At 70.0% G+C, this 19,959-nt stretch carries 19 protein-coding genes; 15 read left to right on the forward strand and 4 right to left on the reverse strand.

Going from position 1 to position 19,959, the window contains the following annotated elements:
- Positions 1-18 precede the first annotated feature (18 nt).
- Positions 19-936, reverse strand: a complete 918-nt coding sequence (locus EJP67_RS31085) for a class I SAM-dependent methyltransferase (RefSeq protein WP_126025563.1) — start codon at positions 934-936, stop codon at positions 19-21.
- A gap of 41 nt (positions 937-977) precedes the next feature.
- On the opposite strand from EJP67_RS31085, the gene EJP67_RS31090 reads away from it, so the two are divergent.
- The 3 genes from EJP67_RS31090 to EJP67_RS31100 all read left to right on the forward strand — a co-directional run bounded on the left by EJP67_RS31090 (position 978) and on the right by EJP67_RS31100 (position 2,621).
- Positions 978-1,703, forward strand: coding sequence for a ComF family protein (locus tag EJP67_RS31090; RefSeq protein ID WP_126025636.1), 726 nt, complete (start codon positions 978-980; stop codon positions 1,701-1,703).
- Between the two features lie 31 nt (positions 1,704-1,734).
- Positions 1,735-2,196, forward strand: coding sequence for a tRNA (uridine(34)/cytosine(34)/5-carboxymethylaminomethyluridine(34)-2'-O)-methyltransferase TrmL (gene trmL / locus EJP67_RS31095; protein ID WP_126025564.1), 462 nt, complete (start codon positions 1,735-1,737; stop codon positions 2,194-2,196).
- Between the two features lie 131 nt (positions 2,197-2,327).
- The gene (locus EJP67_RS31100; RefSeq protein ID WP_126025565.1) at positions 2,328-2,621 is read left to right on the forward strand and encodes a DUF4148 domain-containing protein; all 294 of its coding nucleotides are present in this window, start codon (positions 2,328-2,330) and stop codon (positions 2,619-2,621) included.
- Positions 2,622-2,659: 38 nt separating this feature from the next.
- Here EJP67_RS31100 and EJP67_RS31105 read toward each other — a convergent pair whose 3' ends face one another.
- Positions 2,660-3,130, reverse strand: coding sequence for a MaoC family dehydratase (locus EJP67_RS31105; protein WP_126025566.1), 471 nt, complete (start codon positions 3,128-3,130; stop codon positions 2,660-2,662).
- Between the two features lie 81 nt (positions 3,131-3,211).
- The gene (locus tag EJP67_RS31110) at positions 3,212-3,832 is read right to left on the reverse strand and encodes a ParA family protein (protein ID WP_126025567.1); all 621 of its coding nucleotides are present in this window, start codon (positions 3,830-3,832) and stop codon (positions 3,212-3,214) included.
- Positions 3,833-3,932: 100 nt separating this feature from the next.
- Here EJP67_RS31110 and kefF point away from each other — a divergent pair, with 100 nt between their 5' ends.
- Positions 3,933-4,685, forward strand: coding sequence for a glutathione-regulated potassium-efflux system oxidoreductase KefF (gene kefF, locus EJP67_RS31115; protein ID WP_126025568.1), 753 nt, complete (start codon positions 3,933-3,935; stop codon positions 4,683-4,685).
- Positions 4,686-6,587 carry a glutathione-regulated potassium-efflux system protein KefC gene (gene kefC, locus EJP67_RS31120; RefSeq protein WP_126025569.1) on the forward strand — a complete coding sequence of 634 codons (1,902 nt, stop codon included), beginning with the start codon at positions 4,686-4,688 and terminating at the stop codon, positions 6,585-6,587. It abuts the gene before it with no gap.
- A 42-nt stretch (positions 6,588-6,629) separates the two neighbouring features.
- Here the strand turns inward: kefC and EJP67_RS31125 are convergent, their stop codons facing one another.
- Positions 6,630-7,496, reverse strand: a complete 867-nt coding sequence (locus EJP67_RS31125) for an amidohydrolase family protein (protein ID WP_126025570.1) — start codon at positions 7,494-7,496, stop codon at positions 6,630-6,632.
- A gap of 103 nt (positions 7,497-7,599) precedes the next feature.
- Between EJP67_RS31125 and EJP67_RS31130 the strand changes: the two genes are divergently transcribed.
- Genes EJP67_RS31130 through EJP67_RS31175 form a run of 10 tightly spaced genes read left to right on the forward strand, consistent with a single transcriptional unit; the run spans position 7,600 to position 19,948 of the window.
- Positions 7,600-8,373 (forward strand): crotonase/enoyl-CoA hydratase family protein, encoded by a 774-nt coding sequence (locus EJP67_RS31130; protein ID WP_126025571.1) that lies wholly within the window; start codon positions 7,600-7,602, stop codon positions 8,371-8,373.
- Positions 8,370-10,229, forward strand: coding sequence for a feruloyl-CoA synthase (locus EJP67_RS31135; protein WP_126025572.1), 1,860 nt, complete (start codon positions 8,370-8,372; stop codon positions 10,227-10,229). The genes EJP67_RS31130 and EJP67_RS31135 overlap by 4 nt, the downstream gene beginning before the upstream one ends.
- 32 nt (positions 10,230-10,261) lie before the next feature.
- A complete protein-coding gene (locus tag EJP67_RS31140; RefSeq protein WP_126025573.1) occupies positions 10,262-11,026 on the forward strand; it encodes an SDR family NAD(P)-dependent oxidoreductase in 765 nt (254 codons plus the stop codon).
- Positions 11,027-11,086: 60 nt separating this feature from the next.
- Positions 11,087-12,223, forward strand: coding sequence for an ABC transporter substrate-binding protein (locus tag EJP67_RS31145; protein WP_126025574.1), 1,137 nt, complete (start codon positions 11,087-11,089; stop codon positions 12,221-12,223).
- 31 nt (positions 12,224-12,254) lie between these two features.
- Positions 12,255-13,295 (forward strand): branched-chain amino acid ABC transporter permease, encoded by a 1,041-nt coding sequence (locus tag EJP67_RS31150; RefSeq protein WP_126025575.1) that lies wholly within the window; start codon positions 12,255-12,257, stop codon positions 13,293-13,295.
- A 1-nt stretch (position 13,296) separates the two neighbouring features.
- On the forward strand, positions 13,297-15,108 hold the full coding sequence (locus EJP67_RS31155; RefSeq protein WP_126025576.1) for a branched-chain amino acid ABC transporter ATP-binding protein/permease: 1,812 nt from the start codon (positions 13,297-13,299) through the stop codon (positions 15,106-15,108).
- Position 15,109: 1 nt separating this feature from the next.
- A complete protein-coding gene (locus EJP67_RS31160) occupies positions 15,110-15,844 on the forward strand; it encodes an ABC transporter ATP-binding protein (RefSeq protein ID WP_126025577.1) in 735 nt (244 codons plus the stop codon).
- A 46-nt stretch (positions 15,845-15,890) separates the two neighbouring features.
- The gene (locus EJP67_RS31165) at positions 15,891-17,636 is read left to right on the forward strand and encodes a tannase/feruloyl esterase family alpha/beta hydrolase (RefSeq protein WP_126025578.1); all 1,746 of its coding nucleotides are present in this window, start codon (positions 15,891-15,893) and stop codon (positions 17,634-17,636) included.
- Between the two features lie 25 nt (positions 17,637-17,661).
- Positions 17,662-19,410 carry an acyl-CoA dehydrogenase family protein gene (locus EJP67_RS31170; RefSeq protein WP_126025579.1) on the forward strand — a complete coding sequence of 583 codons (1,749 nt, stop codon included), beginning with the start codon at positions 17,662-17,664 and terminating at the stop codon, positions 19,408-19,410.
- Between the two features lie 46 nt (positions 19,411-19,456).
- Complete coding sequence (locus tag EJP67_RS31175) at positions 19,457-19,948, forward strand: MarR family winged helix-turn-helix transcriptional regulator (protein ID WP_126025580.1); 492 nt, start codon at positions 19,457-19,459, stop codon at positions 19,946-19,948.
- The last annotated feature ends 11 nt before the right edge of the window (positions 19,949-19,959 follow it).

A 19,959-nucleotide genomic window follows, 5' to 3' on the forward strand; every position in this document is an offset into this window, starting at 1 on the left:
CGCGCCCGCCGCGATCGCTCAGGCGCCCGGACGCCCGCGCTGGAGCATCGATCGCATCTCGCGCAACGACACCGCGCTCTCGGCCGCGAGCGACACGCGCGGCACCGGCTTGAACGCGTGGCCGTAGACGACCTCGAAGGTCAGCGCGATGCGCCCGTCGCCGCCCTCGGCCGGCGCGAGTTCGGGCAGCGCCTTCTTCAACGACTGGAGCCAGCCCTTGCCCCGCAGCGCCGGAAAGCGCGCCGGATGCAGGTTGCGGCCCAGCGTGCGCAGTTCGGCCAGCGCCGCCTCGGGCGTGGCCCAGGTCAGCACGATGCGCTCCATGTCCATCACCGGCTCGGCGAAGCCGGCATGCACCAGCATGTCGCCCCAGTCGTGCATGTCGGTGTACTCGTGGCCCGCTGCCGGCCAGCCCAGGCGGGCATGCAGCGCGCGCAGCTCGCGCACGGTGTCAGGGCCCAGGCAGGAGAACATGAGGAAGCCGTCGGTCGCCACCAGCCTGTGCCAGTGCGAGATCAGCGCCTCGGGGTCGGCCGCCATGTGCAGCGACATGTTGGCCCAGAGCAGGTCGACACCGTCTTCGGGCGGCGCCTCGAAGCGCGCCTTGCCGGCCTGCCAGCGCCGCGCGCTCCACCACGGCGCGGCGAGCGCCTGGCCGGTGGCGGCGGCGAGCGCGGGCTCGGGTTCGATCACGTAGGAGGCCGCGTCCTTGTAGCGGCGTGCGACAAGTTCATGGGCCTCGAGGCCGCTGCGCAGCGGCGCCCAGTCGGCCCAGTGGCGGGGCTGGGCCTTGATCCATTGCAGCCGGTCTTCCATTCGGCGGCCGATTTCCTCGTGCAGCCAGGGAGAGGCGCCGTCGGCGGGCGCGAGCCGGCGCCAGCGGGCGGCCGCCGTGGCATCGATGGTCGGCGGTCGTCTTGTGGGGTCGGTGGCCATGGGGCCGTGAGTATATTGAGGCGATGTCCAGCCTCCGGGCCATGTGGCCTTTCGCTCCTCTTTCCCCTTTCGCGTCGTTCGGCTCGCTGCTGGCGCGGCTGCCCAGCCAGTGCGCGGTCTGCCGCGCCTGGCCCTCGCGCCCCGTGTGCGACGCCTGCGTAGCCCGCTTCGCACCGCCAGCCGCGCGCTGCGGGGGCTGCGCCCTGCCCGTGCCCGATGGCGTTAGCCGCTGCGGCGAGTGCGTGAAGAACCCGCCGCCGCTGGATGCCTGCCTCGCCGCCTGCACCTACGCCTGGCCCTGGCCGGACGCCATCGCCGCCTTCAAGTTCCGTGGCGAGGCCGGCTGGGCCGGTCCCTTCGCCACGCTCCTGCGCAGCGCGCCCTGGGTGGAGCCCGCGCTGGAAGCCGGCGACATCGTGCTGCCGATGCCGCTTGCGCGCGGCCGATTGCGCGAACGCGGATTCAACCAGGCGCACGAACTGGCGCGCCGACTGGCGCCAACGAAGACCGACGCCACCCTGCTCCTTCGCACGCGCGAAACGCCGGCGCAGAGCGGCCTGTCGCGCGCCGAGCGGCTGCGCAACCTGCGCGGCGCCTTCGCCGTCGAACCGCTGCGCGCCCACAAGCTGCGCGGCCGGCGCGTCGTGCTGGTGGACGATGTGATGACCAGCGGCGCATCGATCTTCACCGCCGCAGAGGTGCTGCGGCAGGCCGGCGCAGCCTACGTCAGCGCCATCGTGCTCGCCCGGACCGATCCGCCGCGCTGAGCCTTCGCACCGCCCCGCCGACAATCGCCGCATGTTCAATATCGTCCTGGTCCACCCCGAAATCCCGCCGAACACCGGCAACGTGATCCGGCTCGCAGCCAACACCGGCTGCAAGCTGCACCTCGTGGAGCCGCTGGGTTTCTCGATGGACGACCGCCTGCTGCGCCGCGCCGGCCTCGACTATCACGAGTACGCCGAGGTCAAGCGCCACGCCGACTGGCAGGCCTTGCTTTCAACAGAGCAACCGGCCGCGGACCGCATGTTCGCGCTCACCACGCGCGGTTCACGCCCGGTGCACGACATCCGCTTCCAGCCCGGCGACTGGCTGGTGTTCGGCTCGGAAACCAGCGGCCTGCCGCCCGCGCTGCGCGACGGCTTCCCCGAGGCCCAGCGCCTGCGGCTGCCGATGCGCGAGGGCCAGCGCAGCCTGAATCTCTCGAACGCGGTGGCGGTGACGGTGTTCGAGGCCTGGCGGCAGAACGGCTTCGGCTGAAGCATCAGCCGCCCCTACGGGCAGCAGGGGCGGACACATCCGATCGGCGGGTCGCGCCGTATGGAAGATATGCCGGCCGTCAGCCGACCGGCATTCGTTCCATCCACCACCTTGCCCCAAGGAGTCCCGCCATGAATGCCAAGCCGATTGCCCTTGCCGCCTTCGCCACGCTCGCCTTCGCCAGCGGCGCGCAAGCCTTCCAGGGAGAGCAGAACCCGCTCCCGCCCGCGCCCTTCCAGTCGACGCTGTCGCGCGCGCAGGTGCAGGCCGACGCGCGCCAGCCGCTGCAGATCAGCAATGGCGGCACCGGCACGATGCAGGCCAGGAACGGCAATACCGACCGCAACGCGGTGCGTGCCAGCGCGCTGAGCATCACGCGCCAGGGCGCGGCCACCTACGGCGAAGTGACCGACCGCAGGATGTAAGAAGAAAGAAGAAAAGAAGAGCGGCCGCCGGCCGCTCTTCAGCGATAGCGGCGCACCACCGACTCGGCCACGCAGGCCGGCTTTGCGGCGCCTTCGAGCTCGATGGTGGTTTCCCAGCTCATCTGGAAGCCATCGTCGGCAATGGGCTCGGCCGTCAGCAGCTTCATGCGCGCCCGCAGGCGCTTGCCCACCGGCACCGGCGACATGAAGCGCACCTTGTTCAGGCCGTAGTTCACGCCCATGCGCGACTCAACCACGTCCAGCGCCGTCTCGTAGAAGCGCGGCAGCAGCGACAGTGTGAGAAAACCATGCGCGATCGGCCCGCCGAAGGGGCCGGCCTTGGCCCGCTCGATGTCGACGTGGATCCACTGGTGGTCGCCCGTCGCCTCGGCGAACTGGTTGACCTGCTCCTGCGTGATGGCGATCCAGTCGCTCACGGCGACTTCCTGGCCGACGCAGGCGGCGAGATCCTGAAGGGTCTGGAATGTCTTCTTGGTCATGCGGGGCATTCTGGCGTCTGGGGTCGCCGCGCGGCTGTCGGCCTCGCGACAACCGGGATCAGGGTAAACCGGGAGCAGGCAGCACGCCGTTCAGGCGTCGAGCCATTCGCAGATCGGCTGCCACTGCTCCAGGTCGCGCTGCACGCGCCCGGGTGCGATGTCGAACAGCGTGAGCCCGCGCGCGGCCAGCTGCACGTAGTTCTGCGTGTCGCGCAGTTCGCCGATCACCGGCACGCCAAGCCCCGCGATGAACTCGTGGAGCCGGTCGGCCGCCAGCGTGCGGGCGTTCACCCGCATGCCGACGAGGCCGATCTTCGTCTTCTCGGCGCGGCGGTTCTCCAGCAGCCGGTCAAGGAAATCGCGCGTGGCGTAGATGTCGAAGATGCTGGGCTGCAGCGGCACGATCACCCGGTCGGCCAGCGCCAGCACTTCCTTGAAGCGCCAGCCGTGCAGGCCGGCGGGCGTGTCGAGCACCGCGTGCGTGGTGCCGCGCGGCGGGCGCACCACGGTGCTTTCGCCGGTGGCTTCCCAGGTGGAGATCGGCCGGGCCATCGGCGGGCGCAGGCCCAGCCACAGGCGGGAGGACTGCTGGCGGTCCACGTCGCCCAGCATCACGGCATGGCCGCGGCTTGCGAAGTAGCCCGCGACGTTCGTCGCGATCGTCGACTTGCCCACGCCCCCCTTGGGATTGGCGACCAGAACCACCGGCATAAAAGCACTCCTCCAGAACGGCAACAGCGCAAATGGTAGTCGCTGAGCGTTTTTGCCCGGCGAAACGCCTTGCAGCGTGCTCTTGAGATATGTTCGCGGGATGACGACAACAACACCGACGGGAACTCCCGCCGAGGGCGCCGAAACCGGCTCCGGCGGCATCTATGTGCTGGCCGCGCACCCCCACTGGCGCGACTCGCGCGTCAACCGCCGCATGCTCGCAGCCGCGCGCGGCGTGCCGGGGGTCGACGTCAACGACCTCTACGGCAGCTACCCCGATTTCGCCATCGACGTCGAGGCCGAGCAGGCCCGGCTCGCCAGGGCCAGCCTGGTGGTGCTGGTGCATCCGATCCAGTGGTACTCGATGCCCGCGCTGCAGAAGCTCTGGCTCGACGACGTGCTCGCCTACGGCTGGGCCTACGGCCCCGGCGGCACCGCCCTGCAGGGCAAGGACCTCTGGCTGGTCGCAACCACCGGCAGCCCCGAGGCCAGCTACCACCCGCAGAACTACCACCGCTATTTCTTCGACGCCTTCCTGCCGCCCTACGAGCAGACCGCCGCGCTGTGCGGCATGCGCTTTCTGCCGCCGATGATCCTCTACGGCGCGCGCAGCGCCGGCGAAACCGCGGTGAAGTCACACATCGAGACCTTCGCCCAGCGGCTGGGCAGCTATCCCGACTGGCCGGAGATCGAGGAGATCGACGCCTGCATCGCCTGCCCCGTGCCCGAGAGCGACCGGCCTGCCGACAACGACGAGGTCGGCAAGGTGGTCTCCGACGCATTCCGCGCGGCGATGACCCATGGGCTGGCCACCACCACAGCCTCCACTGGCGGAAACGGGAAGGCGGCCTGAATGGAACACGCACCCGCCTGGCTGACCAACAGCCTGATCTACCTGAGCGCCGCCGTGCTGGTGGTGCCGCTGTCGAAGGCCCTGGGCCTGGGCTCGATCATCGGCTACCTCGTGGCCGGCATCGCCATCGGGCCCTGGGGGCTGGGGCTGGTTTCCAGCGTCGAGGACGTGCTGCATTTCGCCGAGTTCGGCGTGGTGCTGATGCTCTTCCTGGTGGGCCTGGAGCTCGAACCCAAGCGCCTGTGGAACCTGCGCCGGCCCATCTTCGGCTGGGGCACGGCGCAGGTGCTGAGCTGCGCCGCAGTGCTGTTCGCGGTCGGCTGCGCGGTGGGCGCCAGCTGGCGCGTGGCGCTGGTGGCGGCGCTGGGCCTGGCGCTCTCTTCCACCGCCATCGCGCTGCAGGTGTTCGGCGAGCGCAACCTGCTGAAGACGCCCAGCGGGCAGGCCGGCTTCTCGATCCTGCTGTTCCAGGACGTGGCGGCCATTCCGATCCTCGCGCTGCTGCCGCTGCTGGCCGGCGCCACCGCGGCAGAGCAGTCGATGACCGGGCTGGAGCGCGCGCTGGAGGCAGCGAAGATCATCGGCGTGATCGGCGGCATCATCCTCGGCGGCCGGCTGCTGCTGCGGCCCATCCTGCGCTGGATCGCGCGCAGCGACACGCCCGAGATCTTCACCGCCGCCGCCCTGCTGCTGGTGGTGGCCATCGCGGCGCTGATGCAGCTGGTGGGCCTGTCGATGGCGCTGGGGGCCTTCCTCGCCGGCGTGCTGCTGGCCGAGAGCGAATACCGGCGCGAGCTCGAAACCGACATCGAGCCCTTCAAGGGACTGCTGCTGGGCCTGTTCTTCATCGCGGTGGGCATGTCGATCAACTTCGGCGTGCTGATCGCTAGCCCCTGGATCATGGCGATGCTGGTGGTCGGCTTCGTGGCCATCAAGCTGGTGGTGATCTACGCGCTCGCCAAGGCGATGGGCATCGCCTACCAGGAGCGGCCGGTGTTCACGCTGCTGCTCGCGCAGGGCGGCGAGTTCGCCTTCGTGGTGTTCCAGGCGGCGGGCCCCGACGTGCTGCCGCCCGAGGTCACCTCGCTGCTGATCGGCGCGGTGGCGCTGTCGATGCTGCTGTCGCCGCTTCTGCTGGTGCTGCTCGACCGGTTCGTGCTGCCGCGCTACAGCCGCAACGGCGGCACCAAGCTCGAGGAAATTTCGGAGCAGCAGGACGCCAAGGTGCTGATCTGCGGCTTCGGCCGCTACGGCCAGATCGTCGGGCGCATGCTGATGTCGCAGGGCCTGCGCGTGACCGTGCTCGACCACGACGCCGACACCGTCGAAGGCTTGCGGCAGTTCGGCTTCCGCGTGTTCTACGGCGACGCGACGCGGCTCGACCTGCTGCGCACCGCGGGCGCGGGCACGGCCAAGGTGATCGTGGTGGCGGTGGACGATATCGAGCAGTCGCTGGAGATCGTCGACCTGGTGAAGGAGAACTTCCCGCAGGCCCGCATCGTCGCGCGCGCCCGCAACGTGACGCACCTGTTCCAGCTGCGCGACCGCGGCGTGACGCAAGTGGAGCGCGAGTTGTTCGAGTCGTCGCTGCGCAGCGCGCGCGCCACGCTCGAGGCCCTGGGCTGGCCGGCCTACGAGGCGCGCGAATCGGCGATGCGCTTTCGCCGCCGAAACATCGAACTCAGCAACGACATCTACCCGCACTACAAGGACCGCGCCAAGCTGATCGCCGCCAACAAGGCGGGCCGCCAGCAGTTCGAGGAGCAGATGGCGCGCGAGCGCGAGGAGCGCCGCCGCAGGCTCGGGCGCGACTGGGACAGCCTCGACGGCGAAGAGGAAGAAGAGCGACTGCTGCAGCAGTCGCAGCAGCAGACCGCCGGTCAGGAGAAGGCGGACGCCTAGCAGGCCGGGCGGCTCGAAGACCCGTGCCGATCGCCCCGTCGGTCAGCCTTCCAGCTTCAACAGCCGCATCGCGTTGCCCTTGAGGATGCCGGGCATCACCTCGGGCTTGAAGCCCGCGTTCTCGAAGTCGCGCATCCAGCGGTCCGGCGTGATCAGCGGGTAGTCGCTGCCGAAGAGCACGCGGTCCTTCAGCAGGGTGTTGGCGTACTGCACCAGCTGCTTCGGAAAGTACTTGGGGCTCCAGCCCGACAGGTCGATCCACACGTTGGGCTTGTGCGTGGCCACGCTCAGCGCCTCGTCCTGCCAGGGGAAGCTGGGGTGCGCCATGACGATCTGCATGTCGGGGAAGTCGATGGCCACGTCGTCCAGGTGCATCGGGTTGCTGTACTCCAGCCGCAGGCCGCCGCCGCAGCGCATGCCCGAGCCGATGCCGCTGTGGCCGGTGTGGAAGATGGCCGGCAGGCCGTATTCGGCGATGACCTCGTAGATGGGCCAGGCCATGCGGTCGTAGGGATGGTAGCCCTGCACCGTGGGATGGAACTTGAAGCCCTTCACGCCGTGCTCCTCGATGAGCCTGCGCGCTTCGCGCGCGCCCATCTTTCCCTTGTGCGGATCGACGCTGCCGAAGGCGATCATGATGTCGCTGTTGTTCCTCGCGGCCTCGGCGATCTCCTCGTTCGGAATGCGCCGGCGGCCCATGTTCGATTCGGCGTCGACCATGAACATCACCAGGCCGATCTTCCTTTCGCGGTAGTACGCCACGCTCTCCGCAATGGTGGGCCGGCCGCTGGAGCCGAAGTACTTGTCGGCCGCGCGGTCGTATTCCTCGCCGTAGTTGTCGAACGGGTTCCAGCAGCTGACTTCTGCGTGGGTGTGGATGTCGATCGCGATCAGGTTCTGATGGTCCATGCGCTGTCTCCTGTACGGGTAAATCCCTAGTCTCCGGGGGCTCCAAATTCCTTGAATTGATTATTTCCCATAACCATAATTCGACGCAACCCCGGACCCCATCATGACCAATCCAGACCTCCAACTCGACATCCGCGACGAAGTCGCCATCGTCCGCCTGACGCGCGGCTCCAAGCGCAACGCGCTGTCCGACGGACTGATCCTCGCGCTGCGCGACACCTTCGAGAAGCTGCCTTCGACCGTGCGCGCCGCGGTGATCGACGGCGAGGGGCCGCACTTCTGCGCCGGCCTCGACCTGAGCGAGCTGAAGGAACGCGACGCCGGCCAGGGCATGCAGCACTCGCGCATGTGGCACGCCGCGCTCGACCTGATCCAGCACGGCCCGGTGCCGGTGATCGCCGCGCTGCACGGCGCGGTGGTCGGCGGCGGGCTCGAATTGGCAAGCGCCTGCCACATCCGCGTGGCCGACCGCACCACCTTCTACGCGCTGCCCGAGGGCTCGCGCGGCATCTTCGTGGGCGGCGGCGGCTCGGTGCGCATCCCCAAGCTGATCGGCGTGGCCCGCATGACCGACATGATGATGACCGGCCGCGTCTACAACGCCGAAGACGGCGAGCGCGCCAACTTCGCGCAGTACCTCGTCGACGAAGGCCAGGCCTTCGACAAGGCTTTCGAGCTCGCCAGGCGCGTGGCCACCAACGCGCCGCTCACCAACTACGCGCTGATGCACGCGCTGCCGCGCATCGCCGAGCAGTCGGCCGACCACGGCTTCTTCACCGAGGCGCTGATCTCCGGCATCACGCAGGCCGCGCCCGAGGCCAAGCAGCGCGTTCGCGACTTCCTCGAAGGACGCGGCGCGAAAGTGAGCAAGGGATGAGCGCCCCCGCCGTCCGCTACCGCCCGCTGGTCTTCGGCGTCACCCGCGCGGTGCTGCGCGACGGCGCGCCGGGCACGCAGTACCTGAGCGCCGAAACGCCGCTCGCCCCCTACCGCGAGCGCATGACCGACCGCCTCGCCCACTGGGCAGAGCGCACGCCCGACCGCACCTTCATCGCCCGCCGCGAACGGCTGGCCGACGGCAGCACCGGCGACTGGCTGCGCGTGAGCTACGCGCAGGCGCTGGAGGAAGCACGCGGTATCGGACAGGCACTGCTGGAGCGCGGCCTGAGCGCCGAGCGACCGGTCGCGATCCTCAGCGAGAACGGCATCGAGCACGCGCTGATGGCGCTGGGCTGCCTCTACGCCGGAGTGCCCTATTGCCCCGTCTCGCCCCCCTACTCGGTGGTGAGCCAGGACTTCGAGAAGCTGCGCCACGTCTTCGACACCCTCACGCCCGGCCTCGTCTTCGCGAGCGACGCGGCGCGCTTCGCCAAGGCCATCGCCGCCGTCGTGCCCACCGGCACAGAGGTCGTGCTGGCCGAGGGCAGCCTCGAGGACCGGCCCGTCACCGCGTTCAGCGCCCTCGCCTCCACGCCGGCCACGAGCGCCATCGACGAGGCGATGCGCGCCACCGGCCCCGACACCATCACCAAGTTCCTCTTCACCTCGGGCTCGACCAAGATGCCCAAGGCCGTGATCAATACGCACCGCATGTGGTGCGCCAACCAGCAGCAGCTGCGCCAGTCGATTCCCGCCCTGGGCGACGAGCCGCCGGTGCTGGTCGACTGGCTGCCCTGGAACCACACCTTCGGCGGCAACCACAACGTGGGCATCGTGCTGGACAACGGCGGCACGCTCTACATCGACGACGGCAAGCCCACGCCCGCCGGCATGGCCGAGACGCTGCGCAACCTGCGCGAGATCGCGCCCACCATCTACTTCAACGTGCCCACCGGCTTCGAGGCTATCGCGCAGGCGATGGAAACCGACGAGGTGCTGCGCCGCAACCTGCTGTCGCGCGTGAAGATGTTCTTCTACTCGGGCGCGGCGCTCTCGCAGCCGGTGTGGGACAGCCTGCACCGCACGCAGGAGTCGGAAGTCGGCGAGCGCATCGTGATGGGCACGGGCCTGGGCATGACCGAATCGGGCCCCTTCGCGCTCTACGTGACCGGCCCCGACGTGAAGTCGGGCGACGTGGGCCTGCCTGCGCCGGGCATCGAGCTCAAGCTGATCGAGGTCGACGGCAAGACCGAGGTGCGCTACCGCGGCCCCAACATCACGCCCGGCTACTGGCGCGCGCCCGAGGCCACGGCCGAGGCCTTCGACGAGGAAGGCTTCTTTTCCACCGGCGACGCGGTGAAGTGGATCGACGAGGGCAACATCCACCGCGGCCTGCGCTTCGACGGCCGCATCGCCGAAGACTTCAAGCTCGCCACCGGCACCTTCGTGAGCGTGGGCCCGATGCGCGCGAAGATCATCGCGGCCGGCGCGCCCTATGTGCAGGACGCGGTGCTGACCGGCATCAACCTGAAGGAAGTGGGCGCGCTCGTCTTCCCGACGCAGAAGGTGCGCGAGCTCGCCGGCCTGCCGGCCGGCGCCACCATGCGCGAGGTGCTGGAAAGCGCACCCGTGCAGGCGCACTTCCAGCAGGTGGTCGACACGCTGGCCGCCGGCGCCACCGGCAGCGCCAACCGCATCGCGCGGCTGCACCTGATGGCCGAGCCGCCGTCCATCGACAGGGGCGAGGTCACCGACAAGGGCTCCATCAACCAGCGCTCCGTGCTCAAGCACCGCGCCGCGCTGGCCGATGCGATGCACGACGGCAGCCTGCCGTTCACGCTGAAGCCACGCTGAGCCTTTCCACACTTTTTCTGGAGACGAGACAAATGAAGATCGAAGGACAAGCCGCATTGGTCACGGGCGGCGCATCGGGCCTGGGCGAAGCCACCGCGCGCGAGCTCGCACGGCTGGGCGCCAAAGTCGCCGTGCTCGACCGCAATGCCGCGCTCGCCGAGAAGGTGGCGGCCGAGATCGGCGGCGTCGCCTGCGTCTGCGACATCACCGACACCGACAGCGTGAACGCCGCGCTCGACAAGGCCGAGGCCGCGCACGGCCCCGCGCGCATCCTGATGAACGTGGCCGGCATCGGCAGCGCCAAGCGCATCGTGGGCAAGGACGGCAGCCCCGCGCCGCTGGAAGACTTCGTGCGCGTGGTCAACATCAACCTGATCGGCGGCTACAACATGGCGCGCCTGTTCGCCGCGCGCTGCGCGAAGCTGGAGGCGCTCGACAACGGCGAGAAGGGTGTGATGCTCTTCACCGCCTCGGTCGCCGCCTTCGACGGCCAGGTGGGCCAGCAGGCCTACAGCGCCTCCAAGGGCGGGCTGGTCGGCATGACGCTGCCGATGGCGCGCGACCTCGCGCAGCACGCCATCCGCGTGTGCACGGTGGCGCCGGGCATCTTCGCCACGCCGCTGCTGCTGGAGCTGCCCGAGCCGGTTCAGCAGTCGCTGGCCGCCTCCATCCCCTTCCCGCCGCGTCTGGGCAAGCCCTCGGAGTTCGCCGAGCTGGCCTGCCACATCGTCACCAACGGCCACCTCAACGGCGAGGTGATCCGCATCGACGGCGCGCTGCGCATGGCGCCGCGCTGAGGCCCTTCTTTCTTTTTCGCGTTCGTTCCGCCCGCTTCACAACGTACCCAGGAGACACCGATGACCTTCAAGAAGACCACCCTCGCCGCCGTACTGGCGCTCATGGCCATGGGCCTCGCCCATGCCGACATCACCGTGGGCGTGGTGCAGCCGCTCACCGGCCCGGCCTCGGGCCTGGGCATTCCGGTGAAGAACGGCATCGCCATCTGGCCGAAGACCATCGCGGGCGAGACGCTCAAGGTGGTGGTGCTCGACGACGCCACCGACCCGACCACCGGCGTGAAGGACGCGCAGCGCCTGGTCACCGAGGACAAGGCAGACATCATCATCGGCTCCAGCGCCACGCCCGTCGCCATCCCGATGGCCGACGTGACCGCCGAGTCGGGCACGCCGCAGCTGTCGACCGCGCCTGCCGGCCTGCCGCCGGGCAAGGACAAGTGGTTCTTCCGCCTGCCGCAGTCGAACGACGTGATGGCCTACGCGGTGGTCGCGCACATGAAGAAGCAGAACATCAAGACGGTCGGCTTCCTCGGCTACACCGACGCCTACGGCGAGCTGTGGCTCAAGGCGCTGACGGCCGAGGCCGCCAAGAACGGCATCAAGATCGTCGCCACCGAGCGCTTCGCGCGCGCCGACACCAGCGTGACCGGCCAGGTGCTCAAGCTCACCTCGGCCAACCCCGACGCGATCCTGATCGTCGCTTCGGGCAGCGGCGCCGGCATGCCGCAGAAGGCGGTGATGGAGCGCGGCTACAAGGGCAAGGTCTACCAGACGCACGCCGCCGCCACGCAGGACCTGATGCGCACCGCCGGCAAGGACGCCGAGGGCACCTTCGTCGTTTCCGGCCCCGCCACCGTGGCCGAGCAGCTGCCCGACAGCCATCCCTCGAAGGCCGCCGCCGTCGCCTTCGTGCAGGGCTACGAGAAGGCCTACGGCCCCGGCTCGCGCAACCAGTTCGCCGGCCACGCGGCCGACGCGCTCACGGTGCTCGAGAAGGCCGTGCCGGTCGCGCTCAAGAAGGCCAAGCCCGGCACGCCCGAGTTCCGCGCCGCGCTGCGCGACGCGCTCGAGGGCATGGGCCGCACCGTGCTCGCGCACGGCGTGCTGAACTGGACGGCGCAGGACCACTGGGGCTACACGACCGAGACCGGCGTGATGCTCAAGGTGGTGAACGGCGCGTTCAAGGTCGAGCAGTAATCCCCTTCTTCAGCCGCATCGAACACACGCCATGGATCTCTCGATCGCCAGCATCCTGACGCTGGACGGCCTCACCAATGGCGCGATCTATGCCCTGCTGGGCATGGGCATCGTGCTCGTCTTCACGGTGACCCGCGTCATCTTCATTCCGCAGGGCGAATTCGTGGCGTACGGCGCGCTGACGCTGGCGATCTTCCAGACCGGCAAGACGCCGGGCACGGTGTGGCTGCTGCTCATCCTGGCCGGCGTCGCGGCGCTGATGGACCTGGTCACCACCTGGCGCCACAACGGCAGCGCGGTGGCCGGGCTGAAGGCTGCGTTGCGCACGCTCGCGGCACCCGCCGTCATCTGCGCGATCTCGGCCTGGGCCGGCCCGCGCAACCTGCCGATCGGCGTGCAGGCGCTGCTCACGGTGTTCATCGTCACGGCGTTCGGGCCACTGGTGTACCGCGTGGCCTACCAGTCGCTGGCGGGTGCGAGCTCGCTGGTGCTGCTGATCGTCTCGGTGGGCGTGCACTTCGCGATGACCGGGCTGGGCCTGCTCTTCTTCGGCGCGGAGGGTTTCCGCAACCCGCCGTTCTGGGACGAGCGCATGTCGCTCGGGCCTCTCAACGTGAGCGGGCAGGCGCTCATCATCTTCGGCATGTCGGCCGCGCTGATCGTGCTGCTGTACCTGTTCTTCGAGCGCAGCCTGTACGGCAAGGCGCTGCGCGCCACCGCCGTGAACCGGCTGGGCGCTCGGCTCATGGGCATCTCCACCCAGGCGGCCGGGCAGCTCACCTTCGCGATGGCGGCGCTGATCGGCGCGCTCTCGGGCCTGCTGATCGGTCCGACCACCACGGTGTTCTACGACTCGGGCTTCCTCATCGGCCTGAAGGGCTTCGTGGCCGGCGTGATCGCGGGCCTGGCGAGCTACCCCGGCGCGCTCGTCGGCGCGCTGGCCGTGGGCGTGATCGAGTCCTTCGGCTCCTTCTGGGCCAGTTCGTTCAAGGAAGTGATCGTGTTCACCATCATCCTGCCGGTGCTGCTGTGGCGCTCGCTGAAGAGCGGCCATTCGGACGAGGAACATTGACATGGAAGCACTCCTGAATCCCTCGACGGCCCATGCGCCCGACAAGAGCGCGCTGCGCACCTGGGGCCCGCTCGCGCTGGTGCTGGTGCTCATCGCGCTGCCGCTGCTGCCGCTGCCCGACTTCTGGATCATCCAGCTCAACTACGTCGGCATCTACACGCTGCCGGTGCTGGGCCTGGTGCTGCTCACCGGCGTGGGCGGCCTCACCTCCTTCGGGCAGGCGGCCTTCGTGGGCATCGGCGCGTACACCACCGCCTACCTCACGGTGAACACCGGCCTGTCGCCGTGGGTGACGCTCTTCATCGGCATGGCGCTCACGGGCATCAGCGCGGCGATCATCGGCGCGATCACGCTGCGCATGTCGGGCCACTACCTGCCGCTGGCCACCATCGCGTGGGCACTGTCGCTCTACTACCTCATGGGCAACCTGGAGGCGCTGGGCAAGTACGACGGCATCCTCGGCGTGAAGGGCCTCACGGTGTTCGGCTTCGAGATCGGCCAGCAGCGCATGTTCTATGCGGTGGTGTGGATCTTCGCGCTGCTCGCGGCCTTCGCGGTGATCCGCCTGCTCGACTCGCGAAGCGGCCGCGCCATCCGCGCGCTGGCCGGCGGCTCGCAGATGGCCGAGGCCATGGGCGTGAACACGCTGCGCTTCAAGATCGGCATCTTCGTACTCGCCGCCCTCTTCGCATCGGTCTCGGGCTGGCTCTTCGCGCACTTCCAGCGCACGGTGAACCCGTCGCCCTTCGGGCTGAAGATGGGCATCGAGTACCTGTTCATGGCAGTGCTCGGCGGCGCGGCCCACGTGTGGGGCGCGATTGCCGGCGCGGGCGTGGTCAAGCAGCTCGAAGACCAGCTGCAGGTGCTGCTGCCCAAGCTGATCGGCACGGCCGGCAGCTACGAGCTGATCGTCTTCGGCATCATGATCGTGCTGGTGCTCAAGTACCTGCCCGACGGGCTCTGGGCCTTCGTCGACCGCCGCCTGCCGCGCCCGCGCCGCGCGGTCGACTGGCGCGATGCCGGCGACCTGCCCGCGCGCGCCAGGCCGGCAGCCGGCGAGGTGGTGCTCGACGTGCGCGCCATCCGCAAGACCTTCGGCGGGCTGGTGGCGGTGAACGACATCAGCTTCCAGACACGCGCCGGCCAGATCGTCGGACTGATCGGTCCGAACGGCGCGGGCAAGTCGACCACCTTCAACCTGATCACCGGCGTGCTCGGGCTCTCGGGCGGCGCGGTGAGCTTCCGCGGCGAAGCCATCGGCGGGCTGGGCGCGCGGCAGATCGCGCAGCGCGGCGTGTCGCGCACCTTCCAGCACGTGAAGATGGTGGCCGACATGACGGTGCTGGAGAACGTGGCGCTGGGCGCCCACCTGCGCGGGCGCAAGGGCGCCGTCGCCGCCATGCTGCGCGTCGACCGCGCCGAGGAGCGCGCGCTGTTCCGCGAGGCCGAGCGCCAGCTGCAGCGCGTGGGCATGGGCGACTACCTGCACGAGCTCGCGGGCAACCTCGCGATGGGCCAGCAGCGCCTGCTGGAGATCGCGCGCGCCCTGTGCGCCGATCCGGCCCTGCTGCTGCTCGACGAGCCCGCGGCCGGCCTGCGCCACAAGGAGAAGGAAGCGCTGGGCAAGGTGCTGCGCCAGCTGCGCGGCGAGGGCATGAGCATCCTGCTGGTCGAGCACGACATGGGACTGGTGATGGACATCTGCGACCACATCGTGGTGATGGAATTCGGCACGCACCTGATGGAGGGCACGCCCGCCGAGGTGCAGGCGAGCGACAAGGTGCGCGCGGCATATCTTGGAACGGAGCACTGACATGACATCTCCATTGCTCCGCATCCGCGGCCTGCACGCCGGCTACGGCCGCGCCGAGGTGCTGCACGGCATCGACCTGCAGGCCGGCCAGGGCAGCGTGGTCACGGTGATCGGACCGAACGGCGCGGGCAAGTCCACGCTGCTGAATTCGCTGATGGGCGTGCTGCCCTCCAAAGGCACCATCGAGTTCAAGGGCCAGCCGGTCAACGGGCTGTCGCTGGAGGAGCGCGTGATGCTCGGCATCGCGCTCGTGCCCGAGAAGCGCGAGCTGTTCGGCACCATGCCGGTGGAAGACAACCTCGTGCTCGGCGCCTTCCGCCAGGTGCGGCTGCGCAACCGCCAATGGCGCGACCGCATCGACGAGGTCTACACGCTGTTCCCGCGCCTGAAGGAGCGCCGCGCCCAGCTGGCCGGCACGCTCTCGGGCGGCGAGCGGCAGATGCTGGCGGTGGGCCGCGCGCTGATGTCGCGCCCCACGCTGCTGATGCTCGACGAGCCCAGCCTCGGGCTCGCGCCGCTGGTGGTGCAGGAGATCTTCCGCACCGTGGAGGCGCTGCGCGCCACCGGCGTGACCATCCTGCTGGTGGAGCAGAACGCGCGCGCCGCGCTCGAGGTGGCGGATCACGGCTACGTGCTCGAGATGGGCAGCGTGAGCCTCGAGGGCGAAGCGAAGAAGCTGGCCGTCGACTCGCGCGTGATCGACACCTACCTCGGCGCCGCGAGAAAAGCCGCCTGAGCCAACGACAACGCCGCGACCCGCGCGGCAGCAAGGAGACAACAGCATGAAGAAGCCACAGCGCCGCTTCCACCCAGCCTTGTGCGCGACCACGCTCGCCGCCGCCGCGCTGCTCGCGGCCTGCGCGAGCCGGTCCACCGCGCCGCCGGCGCCGCATGCGCCGCTGCCCGCCGCGCGCTCCGGCACGCTGCAGGCCTGCTCCGACCTCGCCGCCCGCGCGGTGCTGCCGGGCACGGTCTACACATCGGCCACCGAGGTGCCGGCCGGCACCGTCACGGTCGGCGGCGTCGCGATGGCGGCGCCCGCGCACTGCCTGGTGCAGGGCCGCATGAACGAGCGCACCAGCCCCGTCGATGGCCAGCGCTATGCCATCGGCTTCGAGATGCGGCTGCCGGTCGCCTGGAACGGGCGCTTCTTCTACCAGGCCAACGGCGGGCTCGACGGCGTGGTGGTGCCCGCGCTGGGCGGCATCGGCGGCGGCGGACCGCGCAGCAGCGCGTTGCAGATGGGCTTCGCGGTCATCAGCACAGACGCCGGCCATGCGGGCTCGATGGGCCCGCGCTTCGGGCTCGACCCGCAGGCGCGGCTCGACTACGGCTACAACGCCGTCGCGCAGCTCACGCCGATGGCCAAGAACCTGATCGCCAAGGCCTACGGACGCGGGCCCGACCGCTCGTACATAGGCGGCTGCTCCAACGGCGGCCGGCATGCGATGGTGGCCGCCGTGCGCTCGGCCGGCCAGTATGACGGCGTGCTCGCGGGCGACCCCGGCTTCAACCTGCCGAAGGCGGCGGTGGCGCAGCTCTACGGCGCGCAGCAGTACGCGGCGGTGGCCAGCGCGAAAACGCCCGCCGGCCAGCCCGACCTGCAGAGCGCCTTCACGCCTGCCGAGCTGAAGCTGGTGGCCGACAAGGTGCTGCAGCGCTGCGATGCACTCGACGGCATTGCCGACGGCATCGTGTCGGACGTCAACGCCTGCCGCCCGCGCTTCGACATCCAGCGCGACGTGCCGACCTGCGCCGCCGGCACGCGCGACGCCATGTGCCTGAGCGCGCCGCAGAAGAACGCGCTCGCCAACGTGTTCAAGGGCGCGCGCAACAGCGCGGGCCAGCCGATCTACAGCGGCTTTCCGTTCGACGCGGGCGTGAGCGGCGCCAACTGGCGCGAATGGAAGTTCGCGAGCCCGCCGACGCGCGACGCAGGCGCGGTCGGCTTCATCTTCAGCACGCCGCCGCTGGCCGACCGGCCGCAGGGCCTGCCCTTCGCGCTGGGCTTCGACATGGACCGCGACGCGCCGCGCATCGCAGCCACCGACGGGGTGTTCCGCGAGTCGGCGCTGTCGTTCATGACGCCGCCCGACGCGGCCAACCTGAGCGCGCTGCGCGAGCGCGGCGGCCGCATGATCGTCTACCACGGCACCAGTGACCCGGTGTTCTCCTCCGACGACACGCAAGCCTGGTACGAGCGCGTGCGCGCCGCGAACGGCGGCGATGCCTCATCGTTCGCGCGCTACTTCCCGGTGCCTGGCATGAACCACTGCGCGGGCGGTCCGGCCACCGACCAGTTCGACATGCTCAGCGCGCTGGTCGACTGGGTCGAGCAGGGCAAGGCGCCCGCATCCGTTACCGCCTCGGCACGCGGCGCGGGCACGCCGGTGCCGAATGCCGAAGTGCCTGCCGGCTGGGCCGCGCAACGCACGCGGCCGCTGTGCCCCTATCCGCAGGTCGCCACCTACACCGGCGGTGACGCCGAGCGCGCAGGCAGCTTCGCTTGCAAGCTGCCCACGCCCTGATACCTAGCCAGTTACCGAGCCTCCGATGGATTACCAGCCCCGCCCCGATGACGTCCGCTTCCTGCTGAACGCGGTGCTCGATGCGCCCGCGCGCCTTGCCGCGCTCGCGCCCTTTGCCGAAGTCGACGAGGCGCTGCAGTCGCAGGTGCTCGAGGAGGCCGGGCGCTTCGTCGGCGAAGTGGTCGCGCCGATCAACCGGGCCGGCGACGAAGCGGGCTGCAGTTTTTCCAATGGCGAAGTCACCTCGCCGCCTGGCTTTCGCGAGGCGTACCAGGCCTTCGTCGACGGCGGCTGGCCCGCGCTCTCGGCCGCGCCGGAAGACGGCGGCCAGGGCCTGCCGGCGGTGCTCGAAGCGGTGCTCTACGAGTGGCTGGCCGCCGCCAACCACGGCCTCACGATGGCGCCCGGTCTGCTGCACGGCGCGTACGCCTGCCTCAAGCACCACGGCAGCGACGAGCTGAAGCAGCGCTACCTGCAGAAGATCGCCACCGGCGAATGGCTCGCCACCATGTGCCTCACCGAGGCCCACGCAGGCAGCGACCTGGGCCAGGTGCGCACGCGCGCCGTGCCGCAAGCCGACGGCAGCCTGCGGGTCAGCGGCAGCAAGATCTTCATCTCCGGCGGCGAGCACGACCTGACGCCGAACATCGTCCACCTCGTGCTGTGCCGCCTGCCCGATGCGCCGGCCGGCCCCAAGGGCCTGTCGCTGGCGCTGGTACCCCGGCTGCTGCCCGACGGCACGCGCAACGCGGTGCACTGCGAGCGCATCGAGGAAAAGATGGGCCTGCACGGCAGCCCCACCTGCAGCATGCGCTTCGACGACGCCACCGGCTGGCTGGTCGGCGAGCCCGGCCGTGGGCTGGCCGCGATGTTCGTGATGATGAATTCGGCGCGCCTGCACGTGGCCCTGCAGGGCATCGGCCTGCTCGACGCGGCCTGGCAGAAAGCCGACGCCTACGCGGCGGAGCGCCGCCAGATGCGCGCGCCGGGCCCGGTGCCCGCGAGCCGCGGCGGCGAGAGTGCCGACCTGATCGCCGAGCATCCGGCGGTGCGCCGCATCCTCGACACGCAGCGCGCCTGGATCGACGGGGCGCGCACCATCGCCTACCGCAGCGCGCTGATGCTCGACGTGGCCGCGCACGACGCCGACCCCAAGGCGCGCGAGCGCGCGCAGCGCTGGTGCTCGCTGGTCACGCCGGTGCTCAAGGCCGCGTGCACGCACCAGGCCTTCCACGGCGCGAGCGAGTGTCTGCAGGTGTTCGGCGGCCACGGCTACGTGCGCGAATGGGGCATCGAGCAGATCGTGCGCGACTCGCGCGTGACGATGATCTACGAGGGCACCAACGAGATCCAGGCCATCGACCTGCTCGTGCGCAAGGTGCTGCCCGACGGCGGCGCCGCCATGTCGGCCGTGCTGCTGGAGCTGCGCGACACGCTGGACGCCTCGCGCGAGGCCGATGCCGACGTGCAGCGTCGGCTGGCGCAACTGCGCTACCTGGGCACCACCGTCGCGATGGCGGCGCATGCAAACCCGGTGCTGCCGTACGAGGTGGCCGACGACTACCTTCGCGTGACCATGCTGACGATGATGGCCTGGGCCTGGGCGCGCATCGAGGCGGCCTCGCCCGGCGACGCGGAGAAGGCGCGCGTGGCGGCCGCCTTCAGGCGCTGGGTGCTGCCTGAATTCGAGATGCGGATGGGCATCGTCAAGAAGGCCTGCGAAACGGTGGCGCTGACCCATGCGGCCGCGCCCGGTAGCGGTGTCTCCAACTAGCCACTCCGGGCGTTCGCGGGCGTCCGGGCGGGGTTACGCTCGGGCCATGGCCTCCACCCCGAAATCCGTTCCCGCCAAAGGCGAGCAGACCGCGGCGCCGCAAGGCAAGCCGGACCGGCTCGATGCGCGCATGCTCGAAACCCTGGTCGGCTACAACGCCCGCCGGGCCTGGCTGATCGTCAGCGCCTTCTTCGCGGAGCGCATGGCGCCCTACGGGCTCAAGCAGATCGATTTCTCGGTACTGTCGCTGCTGGCGCACAACCCCGGCGCCACTTCGCGGCAGCTGTGCAACGCGCTGGACATCCTGCCGCCGAACCTCGTGAGCCTGGTGGCGACGCTCGATAGCCGGGGATTGATAGAACGCCGGCCTCATCCGCATGATGGCCGCGCGGTCGGGCTGCATCTCACGGCGGCCGGAGAGGCGCTGATCCGCGAGGCGGAGCAGACCGTGATCCAGCTGGAAGCCGATGCCAGCGCCAAGCTCACGGCGCGGGAGCGCGAGACGCTGATACGGCTGCTGCAGAAGATCTATCTGTAGCAGCGGTCGCG

The sequence above is a fragment of the Variovorax guangxiensis genome (genome assembly GCF_003952165.1).
GTDB classification, from domain to species: Bacteria; Pseudomonadota; Gammaproteobacteria; order Burkholderiales; family Burkholderiaceae_C; genus Variovorax; species Variovorax guangxiensis.